The following is a 15,748-nucleotide window of genomic DNA, read 5'->3' on the forward strand; positions in this document are numbered from 1 at the left end:
TTTCAGGTCATGCGGCTTTTGGCAAGCGGCGGGTTTTTGGAGAAGTAGCGGCGGATGCCCTTGGTAATGGCGGTGGCGATTTCGTCCTGGTAGCCATTGTCCTTCAGGCGCGCTTCTTCTTCGGGATTGGAGATGAAGGCGGTTTCAATCAGGATCGATGGGATGTCGGGTGCCTTGAGCACGGCAAAGCCGGCCTGTTCGACCGAGCCCTTGTGCAGGCGGGCGATGCCGCCAATTTCGCCCAGCACCGCGCTGCCCACTTTCAAGCTGTCGTTGATCTGGGCGGTGGTCGACAGGTCCAGCAGCACACTGGCAAGCTGCTTGTCGTGGCCCTTCATGTTGATGCCGCCAATCGAGTCGGCCAGGTTTTCCTTGTTGGCCAGCCAGCGCGCGGCGGTGGAGGTGGCGCCTTTTTCGGACAGTACGAACACGGATGAACCGCGCGCGCTCGGGCGCAAAAAAGCGTCAGCGTGGATCGAGATGAACAGGTCGGCCTGTACCTTGCGCGCTTTTTCCACGCGCGTGCCCAGTGGGACGAAATAGTCGCCATCGCGGGTGAGCATCACGCGCACGTTAGGCAGCTGTTCCAGCTTGAATTTGAGGCGCTTGGCGATCGACAGCACCAGGTCTTTTTCGCGTGCGCCGGATGCGCCAATGGCGCCCGGGTCTTCGCCGCCATGGCCGGGGTCGAGCGCGATGGTGATCATGCGCACAACCTTGCCAGGTGCGGGTGCGGGCGCCGGTTCGGGACGGGCAGCCACGGCGGGCGGCTCGGGTACCACGGCCGGTGGCTGTGGCGCAGGCGTTGGTGCCGGCGTTGGCGCGGGTGTGGTCGCTGCGACCGGCGGCGCCACCGGCGTGGCGGGCGGCGCGTGCGGCGGCAGTTCGGGACTGACCGGCGCATCCTGGCGCGACCATTCGCCTTTTTCAATCATGGCTGCAATCGGATCGGCCGGGCGAATCGGGTACAGGTCGAAAATCAGGCGATGGTTATACGTGCCCACCGGCGCCAGGGTAAATACCTGGGGCTTGATTTCCTCTTTCAGGTCGAACACCAGGCGCACCACGCCAGGGCGGTTCTGGCCCACGCGCACTTGCTTGATGTACGGGTCGTTTGACTGGATCTTGGCCACCAGACCCTTCAGGGTCGGGTTCAGTTCCAGCCCTTCGATGTCGACCACCAGGCGCTGCGGATCGGGCACGGTGAAGTGCGTGGCCTTCAGATCGGTGTCGTTTTCCAGCGTGACGCGGGTGTAGTCGTCGGCCGGCCACACACGCACGGCGAGAATTTGCGCGGCCTGCGCGGGCAGGGCCGGCAATACCGACAGCAACAGGGTGCCGCCCGCTTTGAGTACGGTACGACGCGTGATCGGGCCGGAGATCAGAGGTTCGGTGCGAATTTGAGGCGGTTGAGGCATAGCAAACCCAGGTCAGACAACGCTTGCAATTCTACATCACGACCGTCGCCGGCGACGTGCAGCCAGACATTCAGATCAGGCGGCGGCAACACCGGCGCGGCTTTTTCGGGCCATTCGACGATGCAGATGTTGTTTGCGTTGAAATCTTCCCTGAATCCGGCGTCAAGAAACTCTTCCGCGCTGGACATGCGGTACAGATCGAAATGGATCACGTTGACGCTCTGGCCATCGAGCGCAATCTGATACGGTTCCGACAAGGTGTAGGTGGGACTTTTCACATTGCCCACGTGCCCGGCTGCGTGCAGCAGGGCGCGCGTGAGCGCAGTCTTGCCAGCGCCCAGGTCGCCATGCAGGTGAATGGCCAGGCCGGGCAGCAGGGCGCGCGCCAGGGCCGCGCCCAGGGCGGCGGTGCCGGATTCGTCGTGAAGGTGGGCTTTGAAATGCTGCATCGAATAGAATACCGTGTGAAATCGGGCGCCAGCGCCTATTGTAAACCGTCTACACCGGCCTCAGCATGCAGCCTTCTTCCCGCGACCCGTCCGCTCTGGCCGAATTGGCACGCACCATCAAGCAATGGGGGCGCGAGCTGGGCTTTGCCGACGTGGGCATTGCCGACGTCGACCTCAGCCATGCCGAGGCAGGCTTGCAAGCCTGGCTCGATGCAGGGCGCCATGGCGAGATGGATTACATGGCCAGCCACGGCATGAAGCGGGCCCGCCCGGCCGAGCTGGTGCCCGGCACGGTGCGGGTGATCAGCGCGCGCATGGATTATTTACCCATCGACACCCCCACCGACTGGCGCGAGCGCGAACAGGCGCGCCTGTCCGAGCCCGGCGCAGCCGTGGTCTCGATCTACGCGCGCGGACGCGACTATCACAAGGTGTTGCGCAGCCGCCTGCAGCAGCTGGCCGAACGGATTGAAAGCGTCACAGGCGAGTTTGGCTTTCGCGTGTTTACCGATTCGGCGCCGGTGATGGAATTGCCGCTGGCAGAAAAGGCGGGCCTGGGCTGGCGCGGCAAGCACACGCTGATGCTCAACCGCGAAGCTGGTTCGATGTTTTTTCTGGGCGAAATTCTGGTCGATTTGCCCCTGCCCGTGGATGCGCCCGCCAGCGCGCACTGCGGCCAGTGCCATGCCTGCATCGACATTTGCCCCACGCAGGCGATTGTGGGGCCGGGCCGGCTGGACGCCCGGCGCTGCATTTCCTACCTGACCATTGAACTGAAAAGCAGCATACCGCCGGAACTGCGGCCGCTGATTGGCAACCGCGTGTATGGCTGCGATGACTGTCAGACCGCCTGCCCCTGGAACAAGTTCGCCCAGCGCGCGCTGGTGCCCGATTTTGACGAGCGCAATGCGCTGGGCAGCGCGCAGATGGTCAGCCTGTTCGGCTGGAGCGAGGAGGAATTCAACCGCCGCCTCGAAGGCAGCCCGATCCGGCGCATTGGCCATGAGCGCTGGCTGCGCAATCTGGCGGTGGGACTGGGTAACGCGGCGGCGGGGGCAGGTGCACAGCCGGACATTGTGGCCGCCTTGCAGGCACGCGTACACCATCCGTCGGCCATGGTGCAGGAGCATGTGCGCTGGGCCCTGGCTTGCCACGGCGTTACCCCTTCCCCCGCTACATCTGCCTGAGGCGCAGGGCCGACCAGTCGGCGTCGAGCGAGATCAGGGCCACGCCGGTGGCGCCCCGCTCCTTGGTCCAGGCATTGATGCTGTCGCGCGTGAGGTCGGTTGCCTTGGGCGCAGTCGCCTTCATGAAGGCAATCCAGAGCGTGCCCTTGTCGGCCAGGCGCCGCATCGCTTCCGGGAAAAATTGTTCCAGCTGCTTGTGAGTGAGGGCAAACAGCAGCACGGAATCCGCATCGCCAGCCGCACCATCGTTATTTTCGTCGATCAGCAATTCCTGCGGCAGTTGCGCCACGATGGCGGGATGAACCGCGCCATTGATGACCGCCAGCGACCGGGCGGTTTTGAGGTACATCTTGTCAGCCAGCGTTTTGTCGTTCATGGCATGTCCTTCAGGCAGTTGCGGCATCGGCGGCCGCGCGCTGGACCACCACTGTCTGTGGGATCGTCAGCGGGCGTGAAGGTTCGCCGCTGGCGCTGCCCGCCAGCGCTATTTCAGCAGGCCGGCCAGTTCGACTGCCGTCTTGACCTGCATTTTGTCGAAGATGTGGGCGCGATGCACTTCCACCGTCCGCATGCTGATGCCCAGCTTGTCGGCCACGACCTTGTTCATCAAGCCGGCCAGAATCAGGTCCAGTACTTCGCGTTCGCGCGCCGACAGCGAAGCCAGGCGCACTTGCACCTGGGCCGCTTCACCTGCCGTGCACGAGCTGGCCATGGCTTGCTGCACCCGGTCCATCAACTGGTTGTCGTTGAACGGTTTTTCAAAGAAATCGAAGGCGCCGCGCTTGAGCGTATCGACCGCCATCGGCACGTCGCCATGGCCGGTCAAAAAAATGACCGGCATGCGCGCCGTCAATCCGCGCGCGGCCAGCTGGTCGAACACGGCCACGCCATTCATGTCGGGCATGCGCACGTCCAGCAGCACGCAGTCGCCGGCAGCATCGAACTGGGCACCGGCTTCGGTCAGGAAACTCGTTGCGCTGGCGTGGGTGCGCGCGGCGATGCCCCGGGTCTGCGCCAGCCAGGCCAGGGCGTCACGAATCACCTCCTCGTCGTCGACGATATGCAGCATGCTGGTCTCCTGTGTGGTTGGAATGGTCTGGCAAGGTAAAGCTGAAGATGGTACCGCCTTCCGGGTTGGCCCGGTAGCTGAGGGTGCCGCCGTGGAACTCAATGGCGGTGCGGCAGATGGACAAACCCATGCCCATCCCTTCGGCCTTGGTGGAAAAGAAGGGAGAGAACAAGCGTTCGCCCACCTCGTCTGCAATGCCGTGGCCCTGATCGCTTACCGAGACGCACACTTGCCCGCTCTGCAAGGCGGCACTGATGCGCAGCACGCGCCGCTCGGGTGGGCTTTGCTGCATCGATTCAATGGCATTGCGCGTCAGGTTCAACAGCACTTGCTCGAGCATGATGCGATCGGCGCTGACGCAAGGCAGGCCAGGGGCGATGTCGACCTGGATGGCAACAAACACTTTGCGCGCCTGCAGTTCGATCAAGGCCCCGATGCCGTCGACCAGCTGGGCCAGGTCGACGGCCTGCCGTTCCGGTTCCCGCTGTTTGACGAACTGGTGCACGCTGCGAATGATCTGGCCTGCGCGCTGGGCCTGGGCACTGGCCTTTTCCAGTGCAGGCAGGAGTTGCGCGGCGTCGACCGGCTGCCCGCTCTGGCGTGCATTGCCCAGCAGATTGAGAGCGCCCGTGGTGTAGCTGGAAATGGCGGCCAGTGGCTGGTTCAGTTCGTGCGCCAGCATGGACGAAATTTCGCCCATGGTGGCCAGGCGCGCGCTCGCTTCCAGTTTTTCCTGTTGTTGCCGGTTCAGTTCTTCGGCCTTCTTGCGGTCGGAGATATCGAGAATGGAGCCCATCCAGCCAGTCTGGCGGCCATTGCTGTCAACCAGGGGCGCTTCGAAAATCAGGACCGGCACGCGCTCGCCATCGGCACGCTGAAAAATTGTTTCGAACTGGGGCGTAATGTGGCCGGCCAGCACGGCGGCAAAGCGCTGCTGGTATTCGGCCATGGCTTCGGGCGCCCAGTACGGCATCGGCGGGGCCTTGCCCACCAGTTCTTCCGGCGGCAAGCCCACCAGCTGGCAGAACGCGGGGTTGACGTAGGTAACCCGTCCTTCCAGGTCGCGTGCACGCAAGCCCGTGACCAGGGAATTTTCCATCGCGGTGCGAAACGCCATTTGCTGGCGCAGCGCGCCTTCGGCTGCCAGGCGCCGTGCAATATGGCGCCACAGGGCGAGCAGGCTGATCAGCAAACCCAGCGCCAGCAGCACCACCGAGCCCACCAGCAGATTAGGCAGCAGCCGCGGCGCGCTTTTGATGCTGTCGGTGGCCAGGCGCAAATTGGCGCCTGGCAGGTCGAGCTCGCGCTTGTGGGTGTATACCCCACGCCCCGGTCCGGCGGCAGCGCGCAGGGCGACCACGCTGTCATCGGCGCCCAGCAGGGAAATCGCATTGTCCTGCGCGAACCACCAGGGCACGGTTTCGTCGAGAATCAGGCTGAGCTTGTACGTGGCGACCAGGCTGGTGCCGTCGGCCAGCGGCAGGTGGTAATCCATCTGGGTCTGGCTGGCGCGGTAGGGTTCGCTGTAGCGCCCGCGCCCGGTCTTGCGCGCGTGCTCGGCCGCGGTTTGCGAGGCCGGCGCTAGCGCGCCCAGCGCCATGCCGGCACGCATCAGAGGATGGTTGCTGGCGTCAAGCCAGGTGATGCCCAGCAATTCGTGGCTATTCTTTTGCAACTGATCGAGCCGGGCAGCAATGGCGCGCCGGTCCAGTGCCGGGCCGGCTGCCACCAAGTCGGCACCCAGCAAGGTCAGGGCTTCTTCGTTGCGGCCCAACTGGAAGCGCACCGCTTGTTCCACCCACAAGGTGTCGGCAATCAATTGCTCTTGTCGCTCGTTGGCTTCCATCTGGCGCGCCTGCCAGGGCAGCCAGAACAGCACCGCCAGAAACAATGCGATCAGCATCACCGGCATCAGCCAGCGCCAGAAACCGATGCCCCGACGCATGCGCGCTTGAAGTAATGTTATGTTCATGCCAGAGATTCTTTTACATTTGCGAAAGTTGCTATTGTGGATTTCCACAATAGGAGTGCAAAATGGTTCCGGGCAGACTCTCTCGTAGTTTTTATAATAACGGTACTTTCCTTACGTCAGGAGACATTGTGAAGATCAAGTTACTGGCCGTCGCATTGAGCGCGGTATTGTGTGTGAATGCCTGGGCACAGGCACCGATCGTCATCAAGTTCAGCCACGTCGTTGCGCTTGATACGCCGAAAGGGCAGGCAGCAGAACGCTTCAAGATGTTAGCGGAAAAGGCCACCAATGGCCGCGTCAAGGTGGAAGTGTATCCAAACAGCCAGCTGTACAAGGACAAGGAAGAGCTGGAAGCATTGCAGCTCGGCGCGGTACAGATGCTGGCACCGTCGCTGGCCAAGTTTGGTCCGCTGGGCGTGAAGGAATTCGAAGTCTTCGACTTGCCCTATCTGTTCGCCAACAAGCAGGCCCTGTACCACGTGACCGAAGGTCCGGTCGGCAAAGGCTTGCTGCAAAAGCTCGATGCCAAGGGCATCACGGGTCTGGCTTACTGGGACAATGGCTTCAAGGTCATGTCCGGTAATAAAGCACTGATCAAGCCAGCGGACTTCCGCGGCCAAAAGATGCGCATCCAGGCATCGAAGGTGCTGGACGCGCAGATGCGGGCTCTGGGTGCCAACCCGCAAGTGCTGGCTTTCTCCGAGGTGTACCAGGCGCTGCAGACCGGCGTGGTGGACGGGACCGAAAATCCGCCATCGAATATGTACACCCAAAAAATGCACGAAGTGCAGAAGTTCGTGACCGTATCGAATCACGGCTACCTGGGTTACGCCGTCATCGTCAACAAGAAATTCTGGGATGGTTTGCCGGCTGACATCCGCACCAGCCTGGCCAAGGCGATGGAAGAAGCCACCACCTACGAAAAAGCCATTGCCCAGCGCGACAACGACCTGGCGCTGGAAGCGATTCGCAAAACCGGCAAGACCGCCGTGCACATGCAAACGCCGCAAGAACAGGCGGAGTGGCGCAAAGCCCTGATGCCGGTCTATCGCGACATGGAAGGGCGCATCGGCAAGGACTTGCTGAGCGCCTTCATCAAAGCGTCTTCGGGTAAATAAGACCGGACCAGCATGCCGCGGCGTCAATACAGCGCCGCGGCATGTTTGCGTCTGAGCGACCCAAACCGTCACTGAAAGAACAACATGAAATATCTCGACCACCTGGAAGAGTGGCTTATTGCCACCTTGATGGGGGCGGCCACACTGGTGGTATTTGTGGCCGTCTTGCATCGCTATCTGTCCGGCCTGGACATTCCCGTCGTGCAGGATTACCTGATCAGCTTGAATACCAGCTGGGCCCAGGAACTGTGCATCTTCATGTTCATCTGGATGGCCAAGTTTGGCGCCGCGTATGGCGTGCGCACCGGCATCCACGTGGGTGTGGACGTGGTGATCAACCGCATGGACCCGAAGTGGCGCGGCCGCTTCGTGATCTTTGGCTTGCTCGCCGGCGCCGTATTCACCGGCCTGATCGGCACTCTGGGCGCCTACATGATCGGCCACCTGTCGCCGGACCAGACCTCGGAAGTGCTGGAAGTACAGATGCGCTGGGTCTACCTGTGCGTGCCGCTGGGTTCCTGGCTGATGTGTTTCCGTTTCCTGCAAGTGATGGTGCAATTCATTCGTCACGGTGAACTGCCGCACCACGACCACGCTTACGTCGAAGGTCTGGATGAAGAAATCGAAGACGCCAAGAAGGGACTTGCACAATGAACGCCGCCATCATCTTTATTTTGCTGCTGGCGCTGATGCTGACCGGCATGCCGATCTCCATCTCGCTGGGTCTGACCGTGCTGGTGTTCTTTGCCACCATGACCAATGTGGCACCCGAAGCGGTGGCACTGAAACTGTTTTCCGGCATTGAAAAGTTCGAGATCATGGCGATCCCGTTCTTTATTTTGGCGGGCAATTTCCTCACGCATGGCGGGGTCGCCAGACGGATGATCAATTTCGCCACCTCGATGGTGGGCCATTGGCACGGCGGCCTGGCGCTGGCCGGCGTGCTCGCTTGCGCGCTGTTTGCTGCAGTATCGGGCTCGAGCCCGGCCACGGTGGTGGCGATCGGCTCGATCATTCTGCCAGCCATGGTGCGCCAGGGTTATCCGAAGAAATTCGGCGCCGGCGTGATCACCACCTCGGGTGCGCTCGGGATTCTGATTCCGCCATCGATCGTGATGGTGATGTACTCGGTCACCACCAACACCTCGGTCGGCCAGCTGTTCATGGCAGGCGTGGTGCCGGGCGTGATCCTGGCGTTCCTGCTGGGCTTGACGACCTGGTTCCTGGCGCGCAAGCACAACTACCCGCGCATGCCGAAGGCAAGCTGGGGCGAGCGCTGGACGGCGTTCCGTAAAAGCGCCTGGGGCTTGATGCTGATCGTGGTGGTGATGGGCGGTATTTATAGCGGCAAATTCACGCCGACCGAAGCGGCCGCCATGGCCGCCGTGTATGCCTTCATCATTGCCGTGTTTGTTTACAAGGATTTGAAGATCAAGCAAATCGGCAAGGTCCTGCTGGACTCCGCTTCCTTGTCGGCCATGCTGCTGTACATCATCACGAATGCCATGTTGTTCTCGTTCCTGATGACCAGTGAAAATATTCCGCAAGCGATGGCGGAATGGATCACGGCGCAAGGCATGGGTGTGGTGACCTTCCTGCTGGTGGTCAATCTGCTGCTGCTGGCAGCGGGCAATTTCATGGAACCGTCCTCGATCGTGCTGATCATGGCGCCGATTCTGTTCCCGGTGGCGATGAAGCTGGGCATCGATCCTGTGCACTTCGGCATTCTGATTGTGGTCAATATGGAAGTGGGCATGTGCCATCCGCCAGTGGGTCTGAACTTGTATGTGGCGTCCGGCATTACCAAGATGGGCATCTCGGAACTGACGGTGGCGGTGCTGCCTTGGCTGCTGACCATGCTCGGATTCCTGGTGCTGGTGACCTACGTACCACAGATTTCGCTGTGGTTGCCAAATTTGATTTACAAGTGAAATAAATTCAAACCGCGTGTTCAAAACGCCACAATTTCCATTTTCAAATCAGTTATGATGGGCACCGATCCAGCACCAACTTGGTGCAAGCAGTCTAGACAATTTGAAGATTTGGGGAGTGGTAGGATAAAAGAACGGTAGTTCATACCGGAGAAATATCGAGGAGACACGCGTTTTACAGAATGCTGTTGGCAAGACCAAACAGCCGGGAACGTGAATAAAATTTGGAACGCGCCGCAAGGCGCGTTTTTTTTCGTCCGTCGAAAAGGGGAGCGGTTCGGTTTGGCGCGGCCTGCGGTACACTGTCGCGCATGAAGACACCGCAAGCGAACAGTATTTTTTCGGCCATCGTGCCGGCCCCGTTTGGCGCTATTGGTATTCGCACCGAAGCAGGGCTTGTGCGCGAACTGGTTTATTTGCCGCCCCATTTTAGTGAGCAGGATGCAGCAGACCCTGTTGCAAACGCAGCAGCCGAGCAAGTGGCGCGCTATCTGCGCGATGCCGATTTTGTCTTCGAGCTGCCGCTGGCGCCGGCGGGCAGCGACTTCCAGCGCCGCGTGTGGGATGCGATTGCCGCCATCCCGCGCGGCACGGTACGTACGTACGGCCAGGTGGCCAAGCACATCGGTTCGGCGCCGCGCGCGGTCGGCCAGGCGTGCGGCGCCAACTGGTTTCCGCTGGTGATTCCTTGCCACCGCGTCACTGCCACCGGCGGCCTGGGCGGCTTTTCCAATCACGATGATGAAAACGGCTTTCACCTGAGCGTCAAGCGCTGGCTGCTGGCGCATGAAGGCGTCAATACTTCCCCATGGCAGCAGCAGTCAATCTTCGGCTGATCGACGACTTCTGCGACAACCTTTGGCTTGAACAAGGGTTGGCCAAGAATTCGCTCGACGCTTACCGGCGTGACCTGCGCCTGTTTGCGCGCTGGCTCGAGCTCAAGCGGCCCGAGCGTGCGTCGCTGCATGCGGTCGAGCCGCATGATCTGGACGCCTACTTTGCCGATCGCCATGCTGAATCAAAACCGAGTTCGGCCAATCGCAGGCTATCGGTGCTCAAGCGCTTTTATCAGCTGGCGCTGCGCAACCGCCAGGTCAGCGTGGACCCTTGCCTGAAGCTGGCGTCGGCGCGCCAGCCGCAGCGTTTCGTGCACACGCTGTCCGAAGCCCAGGTCGAAGCCTTGCTGGCCGCACCGGATGTCACCACCCCACTGGGTTTGCGTGAACGCACCATGCTGGAACTGATGTATGCGAGTGGCTTGCGGGTGTCGGAACTGGTCACGCTCAAGCTGGTCGAACTAAGCTTGAATGATGGCGTCTTGCGCATCACCGGCAAGGGCAGCAAAACGCGCCTGGTGCCCTTCGGGCAAGAGGCACGCCAGTGGATCGAACGCTACCTGCGCGACGCGCGTGGCGTGATTCTCAACGGCCAGGTGGACGATGCGCTGTTTGTCACCGGACGGGGCGGCCCCATGACGCGCCAGATGTTCTGGGTCTTGATCAAAAAACATGCTGCACGGGCCGAGATCAAGGCTGCGCTGTCGCCGCATACGCTGCGCCATGCCTTTGCGACGCACCTCCTGAACCACGGCGCCGACTTGCGGGTTGTGCAACTATTGCTGGGCCATTCGGATATTTCCACCACGCAGATCTACACCCACGTTGCGCGCGAGCGCATGAAACAGCTGCACGCAGAACACCATCCACGTGGTTAATTCAAATGCGGAATGCGTAACTGCGTCATAATGGTGCTGTAGCGCTCCTTTCTTTCCCGACAACCCAGAGGTGATTCATGGCTAAAACTAATTTCCAGTACGAAAAGCGGCAGCGGGAATTAGAAAAAAAGAAGAAGGCGGAAGAAAAAGCCCGTAAGAAAGCCGAGGCCAAAAATGCGCCCGGCGGAGATGAAGCAGAAGACACACCGGATGAAGATGAAGGTGCTGAAGCGGCGCCTGAGTAAGGACCGAATAAAAGAGAAAACGGTGGGACGGGCTTGCGCCTGTTCCACCGTTTTTTTTGTACTCCCTACGGATGAGTCGGTTTCATTGACAGTGCCGAATTCGGGGAGGTGGTATAGGCCCCCGCCTTCGCGAGGGCGATGTGGCGCGGGGTTTGCTAGGCGACTTCGGCGAGTTTGTGTGTTTCGACCAGCTCGCCATGCGGCTCGTCGGCGCCGCGGAAGTATTTCGCCACGCGCTTGCCCCAGCTGTCGAGGTAGGTGTAGGCAACCGGTACCACTACCAGGGTCAGCAGGGTGGAGGTGATGACCCCGCCAATCACGGCGCGGCCCATCGGTGCTTGCTGTTCGCCGCCATCGCCCAGGCCCAGCGCCATCGGCAGCATGCCGAAGATCATCGCCAGCGTGGTCATCATGATGGGACGCAGCCGGACCTGGCCCGCTTCCATGATGGCGTCAAACTGGTTCTTGCCTTCGCGCTGGCTGTGGTTGGTAAAGTCCACCAGCAGAATCGCGTTCTTGGTTACCAGGCCCATCAGCATGATGATGCCGATCACCGAGAAGATGTTGAGCGTGCTGCCCGTTACCAGCAGGGCCAGCAGCACCCCGATCATCGACAGCGGCAAGGACACCATGATGGCAATCGGTTGCAGGAAACTGCCAAACTGCGAGGCCAGCACCAGGTAGATGAAGATCACGGCAATGCCCAGCGCGGTACCGGCTGCACTTAGCGTCTCCGCCATTTCTTCGGCCTGGCCACCGACGGCCATGCGCACGCCGTCCGGCATCTCGATGCTCTTGATGGCTTTTTGCACGTCGTCATTCACGTCGCCGGTCGGGCGCCCTTCAACGCCGGCATAGATGGCCACGCGCCGTTCCAGGGCCTGGCGTTTCAGCACTTGCGGGCTGGTCGATGGCACGAATTCAACCACCTGGCGCAGCGGCACCATGATGGGGTTGCCCGATGCATTCATCTTGCTGGAGGCCACAGACAGGTCAGCCAGATCCGCCACCTTTTGCCGACCCGACTTGGGCAGTTGCACATTGACGTCGTAGTTCTGGCCATCCGGTGCCAGCCAGCGGCTGATCTGGTCGCCGGCCACGAAGGGGCGCAGCGCGCTACCGACTTGCTGCACCGAGATGCCCATGTCGCTGGCCACTTCATTATTCATACGCACGATAGTGGCCGGGTTGGCCCCTTCCTGGCTGTATTCAATGTCTGCCACACCTTTGATGGCGCGCATTTTTTCCATCATCTTGCGGGCCACGGCATCGAGCTTGGCTTCGTCCTGACCCAGAATGCCGATGTAGATGGGCTTCCAGCCCACCGACAGGCTGATGCCGGCAATCGGCTTGAGCCGTTCGCGGATGGCGATCTCCAGTTGCTGCTGCGAGCGGCGATGGGTCAGCTTGCGGTCCGTCAGTTTCAGGTTGACCTGGGCTGCATTGCGGCCGTCGAAGGTGCCGGCAGTGGCAATCACGGCTTCGATTTCCTTGAAGTCCTTGAGCGAGGCTTCTACCTGCTTGAGCTTGCTATCGGTGTACTCCAGGCTGGAGCCGACGGCGGTCTTGAATTGCATCTGGATGAAGCCCTGGTCGGTCTCGGGCATCATTTCGCCGCCAATCATGGGCACCAGTGCCAGGCTGCCAACGAAGGAGAGCAGGGCCAGCGTCAGGGTGGACTTGCGCCAGCGCATGGCCAGACCCAGGACCTTGCCGTACCAGACGTGCATGCGCTCAATACCGTGTTCGACTTTTTCCATCAGGGCGCCCAGCCACGGCACATACTTGAAGCGGTCCTTGACGGGATCGCGCCAGACCGAGGACAGCATTGGATCGAGCGTGAAGCTGACAAACAGGGACACCAGCACCGCCACCGCCACGGTTATACCGAACTGCAGGAAGAAGCGGCCGATAATGCCGTTCATGAAGGCGACCGGAATGAACACGGCCACGATGGCAAAGGTGGTGGCCATGACGGCCAGGCCGATTTCGTTGGTGCCGTCGTAGGCCGCCTGCAAATGGCTCTTGCCCATGGCGAGGTGGCGCACGATGTTTTCGCGCACGACAATCGCATCATCAATCAGCAAGCCAATGCACAGTGAGAGCGCCATCAGGGTCAGGAAGTTCAGGGTAAAGCCGAAGAACTTCATGGCGATGAAGCTGGCCATCACCGAAATGGGCAAGGTCAGGCCGGTGATGATGGTGCTGCGCCAGGAGTGCAGGAACAGGAACACGATCAGCATGGTCAGCAATGCGCCTTCCATGATGGTGCGCTTGACGTTGTCAAGCTGGGACTGCACGCGGATCGATTCATCTTTCAGGATGCTGATCTTGACGTCGGCCGGCAGCGTGGCCTTCATCTTCTCGATGGCTTTCTTGATGCCGTTGCCCACTTCAACCACGTTGGCGTCCTGGATCTTGCCGATCTCGATCGAAATGGCGCGCCGGCCATTGACGCGCGAAATCGATTGCTCTTCCTGTTCGCCATCGATCACCTCGGCCACCTGGTCCAGGTAGACCGGGCCACTGGCGCGGCGCGCCACGATGATCTTGTTGAAGTCGCGAGCATCCTTGATCTTGCCTTCGACTCGCACCAGGCGCTCGCTGGCACCGTATGCAATGTTACCGGCCGGCAGATTGGCATTGGTGGACTGGATCGCGCGCAGCACTTCATCGACGCCGACCGACAGGCTGGTCAGCGCGTCGGGCTTCATATTGACCAGGATCTGGCGGTTGGTCTTGCCGTTGATGCGGATCTGGCCCACACCGGACACGCCCTGCAGACGCTTGCTGATCACTTGCTCGGTCAGGGTCGACAGTTCGCGCAGGCTGCGCGTGTCGGAAGTGAGCGTGATGTCGACGATGGACTGCGCGTTCTCGCCTTCAAAGCGGATGATGAACGGTTCCTTGACGTCTTTCGGGAAACTTGGCCGCACGCGGGCAACTTTGTCGCGCAAGTCCGTCATGGCCTTGTCCATATTGGTCGACAGCTCGAATTCGATCGAGACGCCGGCCCGGCCTTCCCACGAACTGGCCATGATTTTCTTGATGCCCGACACAGTGTTGACCGCGTCTTCCAGCGGGCGCGTCACATCGTTTTCCACCTGCTCTGGCGAAGCGCCTGGGTAATTGACTTCAATCCAGGCACCGGGAATTTCCACGTTGGGCATGGCTTCGACGCCCAGCCCGCGGTAGGACGCCAGGCCAAGCACGATCAGCGCCACCATCACCATGGTGGCAAAGACGGGATTCTTGATACTGATTCTTGTGATCCACATGGCTTAGCCTTTCTTGGCGACGTTCGCGCTTTCGGCCACGGGCGCCACGGCAGCGCCGGCCATGCGTACCTTGGTGCCCGGCTTGACGCCTTCGAGCTTGCCGATCAGGAGGCTGGCGCCGCCGCTCAGGCCATCGGTGACTTCGACCAGGCCCTCATCGTCGTTGCGCATGCCCAGTTTGACTGGCTGCAAGACCACTTTGCCGCCTTCGATCTTGTAGACCACGTCAGCATCCTTGTCCTTGCGCAGGGCGGCGACCGGCACCAGCGGACGCACCGCCGACTTGTGGGTGGTCAGCTGACCCTTGGCAAACATGCCACCCGACAGAGCGCGGTCGGCATTGTTCACACTAATATAGACCAGCATGGCGCGCGAGCCGGTTTCGGCGCTGGGATTGATGCGCGCCACCTTGCCGGCAAAACTTCGGCCGGCAAAACCGTCCACCTTGAACTGCACATCCTGGCCGATTTTTACCCGTGGAATTTCCGACGCCGGCACCTGGGCTTCCAGCGTCATCTGGCGCAGGTCGACAATGGTGAAGACGGGCATGTCGGGCGACAGCTTTTCGCCAGCCTGCACGTGGCGGCGGCTGATCACGCCAGCCATGGGGGCGCGAATCACGGTGTCGTTCAGAGCGATGCGCGCCATCTGCAGCTGGGCCTGCGCCGCCTTGACACTGGCACGGGCCAGGTCGACTGCGTTCTGGGTGGTGTCATGCGCTTGCTGGGAAATATACTTTTGCGACAGCAGGGCCTGGCTATTCTGGCTGTTCTTGGTGGCCAGCGCCAGACGCGCATTGGCTTCGTCCAGCATGGCTTGCTGCTGCGCCACGCGGGCTGCCAGATCGGCCTGGTCCAGCCGCGCCAGCACCTGGCCGGCAGCCACGCTGGTGCCTTCGCGCAGTTCGGCGTCCAGCACCACGCCCGACACCTTGGATTTGACCGTGGCCTGGGCCAGCGGGATCAGCGAGCCCGACAGGGGCAGGTTCTGGCTCAGGGCACGCGCCTCGACGCCGACCACATCCCCTTTTGACAATTCATATTCAGCAACCTTGCCCTCTTCGCCGGGCTTGGCGGCGGCCGCCGCTGGCGCTTTCTGCTGCGACTGCATGGCATACCAGCCACCGGCGCCGAGCGCCAGGACAACCACACCGATGACCGGTGCACGCCAACGTTTTTTCGACACGGTGGGCTGGACGGGGGCGCTGGGGAGGGTCTCTAGTTTCATGGTCGCTGATTTTCTTGTATGAGGGCGGAAGGGGCGCTTGTGCGCCGTCTTGCTGGGCAAGATGGAGCATCTGGCGCATGTTGCCACTATAGGAAATGACAAGGCCGGCCGGGGGCGAAATGCGACAGGCAGGCATTTCG

At 61.2% G+C, this 15,748-nt stretch carries 14 protein-coding genes; 7 read left to right on the forward strand and 7 right to left on the reverse strand.

The features are described 5' to 3' along the window. Positions 1-2: 2 nt before the first annotated feature. Positions 3-1,418 carry an N-acetylmuramoyl-L-alanine amidase gene (locus tag BUC24_RS00875; protein WP_073212207.1) on the reverse strand — a complete coding sequence of 472 codons (1,416 nt, stop codon included), beginning with the start codon at positions 1,416-1,418 and terminating at the stop codon, positions 3-5. Beyond that, positions 1,382-1,867, reverse strand: coding sequence for a tRNA (adenosine(37)-N6)-threonylcarbamoyltransferase complex ATPase subunit type 1 TsaE (gene tsaE / locus BUC24_RS00880; RefSeq protein WP_073212208.1), 486 nt, complete (start codon positions 1,865-1,867; stop codon positions 1,382-1,384). The genes BUC24_RS00875 and tsaE overlap by 37 nt, the downstream gene beginning before the upstream one ends. Before the next feature lie 65 nt (positions 1,868-1,932). On the opposite strand from tsaE, the gene queG reads away from it, so the two are divergent. Beyond that, positions 1,933-3,054: a tRNA epoxyqueuosine(34) reductase QueG gene (queG, locus tag BUC24_RS00885; RefSeq protein WP_073212209.1), complete on the forward strand. Its 1,122-nt coding sequence runs from the start codon at positions 1,933-1,935 to the stop codon at positions 3,052-3,054. On the opposite strand, the gene BUC24_RS00890 is transcribed toward queG, so the two are convergent. From BUC24_RS00890 to BUC24_RS00900, 3 genes are all read right to left on the reverse strand, one after another. Next, entirely contained in the window at positions 3,041-3,430 is a 390-nt protein-coding gene (locus BUC24_RS00890) for a DUF3052 family protein (RefSeq protein WP_073212210.1), read from the reverse strand. The genes queG and BUC24_RS00890 overlap by 14 nt on opposite strands. A 108-nt stretch (positions 3,431-3,538) precedes the next feature. Further along, the gene (locus BUC24_RS00895; RefSeq protein WP_073212211.1) at positions 3,539-4,123 is read right to left on the reverse strand and encodes a response regulator transcription factor; all 585 of its coding nucleotides are present in this window, start codon (positions 4,121-4,123) and stop codon (positions 3,539-3,541) included. Continuing rightward, on the reverse strand, positions 4,086-6,068 hold the full coding sequence (locus BUC24_RS00900) for a sensor histidine kinase (protein WP_229447935.1): 1,983 nt from the start codon (positions 6,066-6,068) through the stop codon (positions 4,086-4,088). The genes BUC24_RS00895 and BUC24_RS00900 overlap by 38 nt, the downstream gene beginning before the upstream one ends. 155 nt (positions 6,069-6,223) lie before the next feature. Here BUC24_RS00900 and BUC24_RS00905 point away from each other — a divergent pair, with 155 nt between their 5' ends. The 6 genes from BUC24_RS00905 to BUC24_RS26825 all read left to right on the forward strand — a co-directional run bounded on the left by BUC24_RS00905 (position 6,224) and on the right by BUC24_RS26825 (position 11,103). Continuing rightward, positions 6,224-7,213, forward strand: a complete 990-nt coding sequence (locus BUC24_RS00905; protein ID WP_073212213.1) for a TRAP transporter substrate-binding protein — start codon at positions 6,224-6,226, stop codon at positions 7,211-7,213. Between the two features lie 84 nt (positions 7,214-7,297). Continuing rightward, positions 7,298-7,867: a TRAP transporter small permease gene (locus BUC24_RS00910; RefSeq protein ID WP_073212214.1), complete on the forward strand. Its 570-nt coding sequence runs from the start codon at positions 7,298-7,300 to the stop codon at positions 7,865-7,867. Next, positions 7,864-9,144 carry a TRAP transporter large permease gene (locus tag BUC24_RS00915; RefSeq protein ID WP_073212215.1) on the forward strand — a complete coding sequence of 427 codons (1,281 nt, stop codon included), beginning with the start codon at positions 7,864-7,866 and terminating at the stop codon, positions 9,142-9,144. The genes BUC24_RS00910 and BUC24_RS00915 overlap by 4 nt, the downstream gene beginning before the upstream one ends. 311 nt (positions 9,145-9,455) lie before the next feature. After that, the gene (locus tag BUC24_RS00920) at positions 9,456-9,980 is read left to right on the forward strand and encodes a methylated-DNA--[protein]-cysteine S-methyltransferase (protein WP_073212216.1); all 525 of its coding nucleotides are present in this window, start codon (positions 9,456-9,458) and stop codon (positions 9,978-9,980) included. Continuing rightward, complete coding sequence (gene xerD, locus BUC24_RS00925) at positions 9,953-10,858, forward strand: site-specific tyrosine recombinase XerD (RefSeq protein WP_073212217.1); 906 nt, start codon at positions 9,953-9,955, stop codon at positions 10,856-10,858. Before BUC24_RS00920 ends, xerD begins: the two co-directional genes overlap by 28 nt. A 77-nt stretch (positions 10,859-10,935) precedes the next feature. Continuing rightward, positions 10,936-11,103 carry a hypothetical protein gene (locus tag BUC24_RS26825; protein ID WP_178372458.1) on the forward strand — a complete coding sequence of 56 codons (168 nt, stop codon included), beginning with the start codon at positions 10,936-10,938 and terminating at the stop codon, positions 11,101-11,103. 155 nt (positions 11,104-11,258) lie between these two features. On the opposite strand, the gene BUC24_RS00930 is transcribed toward BUC24_RS26825, so the two are convergent. Both BUC24_RS00930 and BUC24_RS00935 read right to left on the reverse strand, forming a co-directional pair. Continuing rightward, positions 11,259-14,381 (reverse strand): efflux RND transporter permease subunit, encoded by a 3,123-nt coding sequence (locus BUC24_RS00930; RefSeq protein ID WP_073212218.1) that lies wholly within the window; start codon positions 14,379-14,381, stop codon positions 11,259-11,261. A gap of 3 nt (positions 14,382-14,384) precedes the next feature. Continuing rightward, complete coding sequence (locus BUC24_RS00935; protein WP_073212219.1) at positions 14,385-15,608, reverse strand: efflux RND transporter periplasmic adaptor subunit; 1,224 nt, start codon at positions 15,606-15,608, stop codon at positions 14,385-14,387. Positions 15,609-15,748: the final 140 nt, after the last annotated feature.

The organism is Massilia sp. CF038 (assembly GCF_900129765.1).
In the GTDB taxonomy this organism is placed as follows: Bacteria; Pseudomonadota; Gammaproteobacteria; order Burkholderiales; family Burkholderiaceae_D; genus Telluria_A.

Coding starts and splice junctions, on each gene's coding strand:
- BUC24_RS00875 (WP_073212207.1), bottom strand. CDS start 1,418: ATGCCTCAACCGCCTCAAATTCGCACCGAACCTCTGATCTCCGGCCCG.
- tsaE (WP_073212208.1), bottom strand. CDS start 1,867: ATGCAGCATTTCAAAGCCCACCTTCACGACGAATCCGGCACCGCCGCC.
- queG (WP_073212209.1), top strand. CDS start 1,933: ATGCAGCCTTCTTCCCGCGACCCGTCCGCTCTGGCCGAATTGGCACGC.
- BUC24_RS00890 (WP_073212210.1), bottom strand. CDS start 3,430: ATGAACGACAAAACGCTGGCTGACAAGATGTACCTCAAAACCGCCCGG.
- BUC24_RS00895 (WP_073212211.1), bottom strand. CDS start 4,123: ATGCTGCATATCGTCGACGACGAGGAGGTGATTCGTGACGCCCTGGCC.
- BUC24_RS00900 (WP_229447935.1), bottom strand. CDS start 6,068: ATGCGTCGGGGCATCGGTTTCTGGCGCTGGCTGATGCCGGTGATGCTG.
- BUC24_RS00910 (WP_073212214.1), top strand. CDS start 7,298: ATGAAATATCTCGACCACCTGGAAGAGTGGCTTATTGCCACCTTGATG.
- BUC24_RS00915 (WP_073212215.1), top strand. CDS start 7,864: ATGAACGCCGCCATCATCTTTATTTTGCTGCTGGCGCTGATGCTGACC.
- BUC24_RS00920 (WP_073212216.1), top strand. CDS start 9,456: ATGAAGACACCGCAAGCGAACAGTATTTTTTCGGCCATCGTGCCGGCC.
- xerD (WP_073212217.1), top strand. CDS start 9,953: ATGGCAGCAGCAGTCAATCTTCGGCTGATCGACGACTTCTGCGACAAC.
- BUC24_RS26825 (WP_178372458.1), top strand. CDS start 10,936: ATGGCTAAAACTAATTTCCAGTACGAAAAGCGGCAGCGGGAATTAGAA.
- BUC24_RS00930 (WP_073212218.1), bottom strand. CDS start 14,381: ATGTGGATCACAAGAATCAGTATCAAGAATCCCGTCTTTGCCACCATG.
- BUC24_RS00935 (WP_073212219.1), bottom strand. CDS start 15,608: ATGAAACTAGAGACCCTCCCCAGCGCCCCCGTCCAGCCCACCGTGTCG.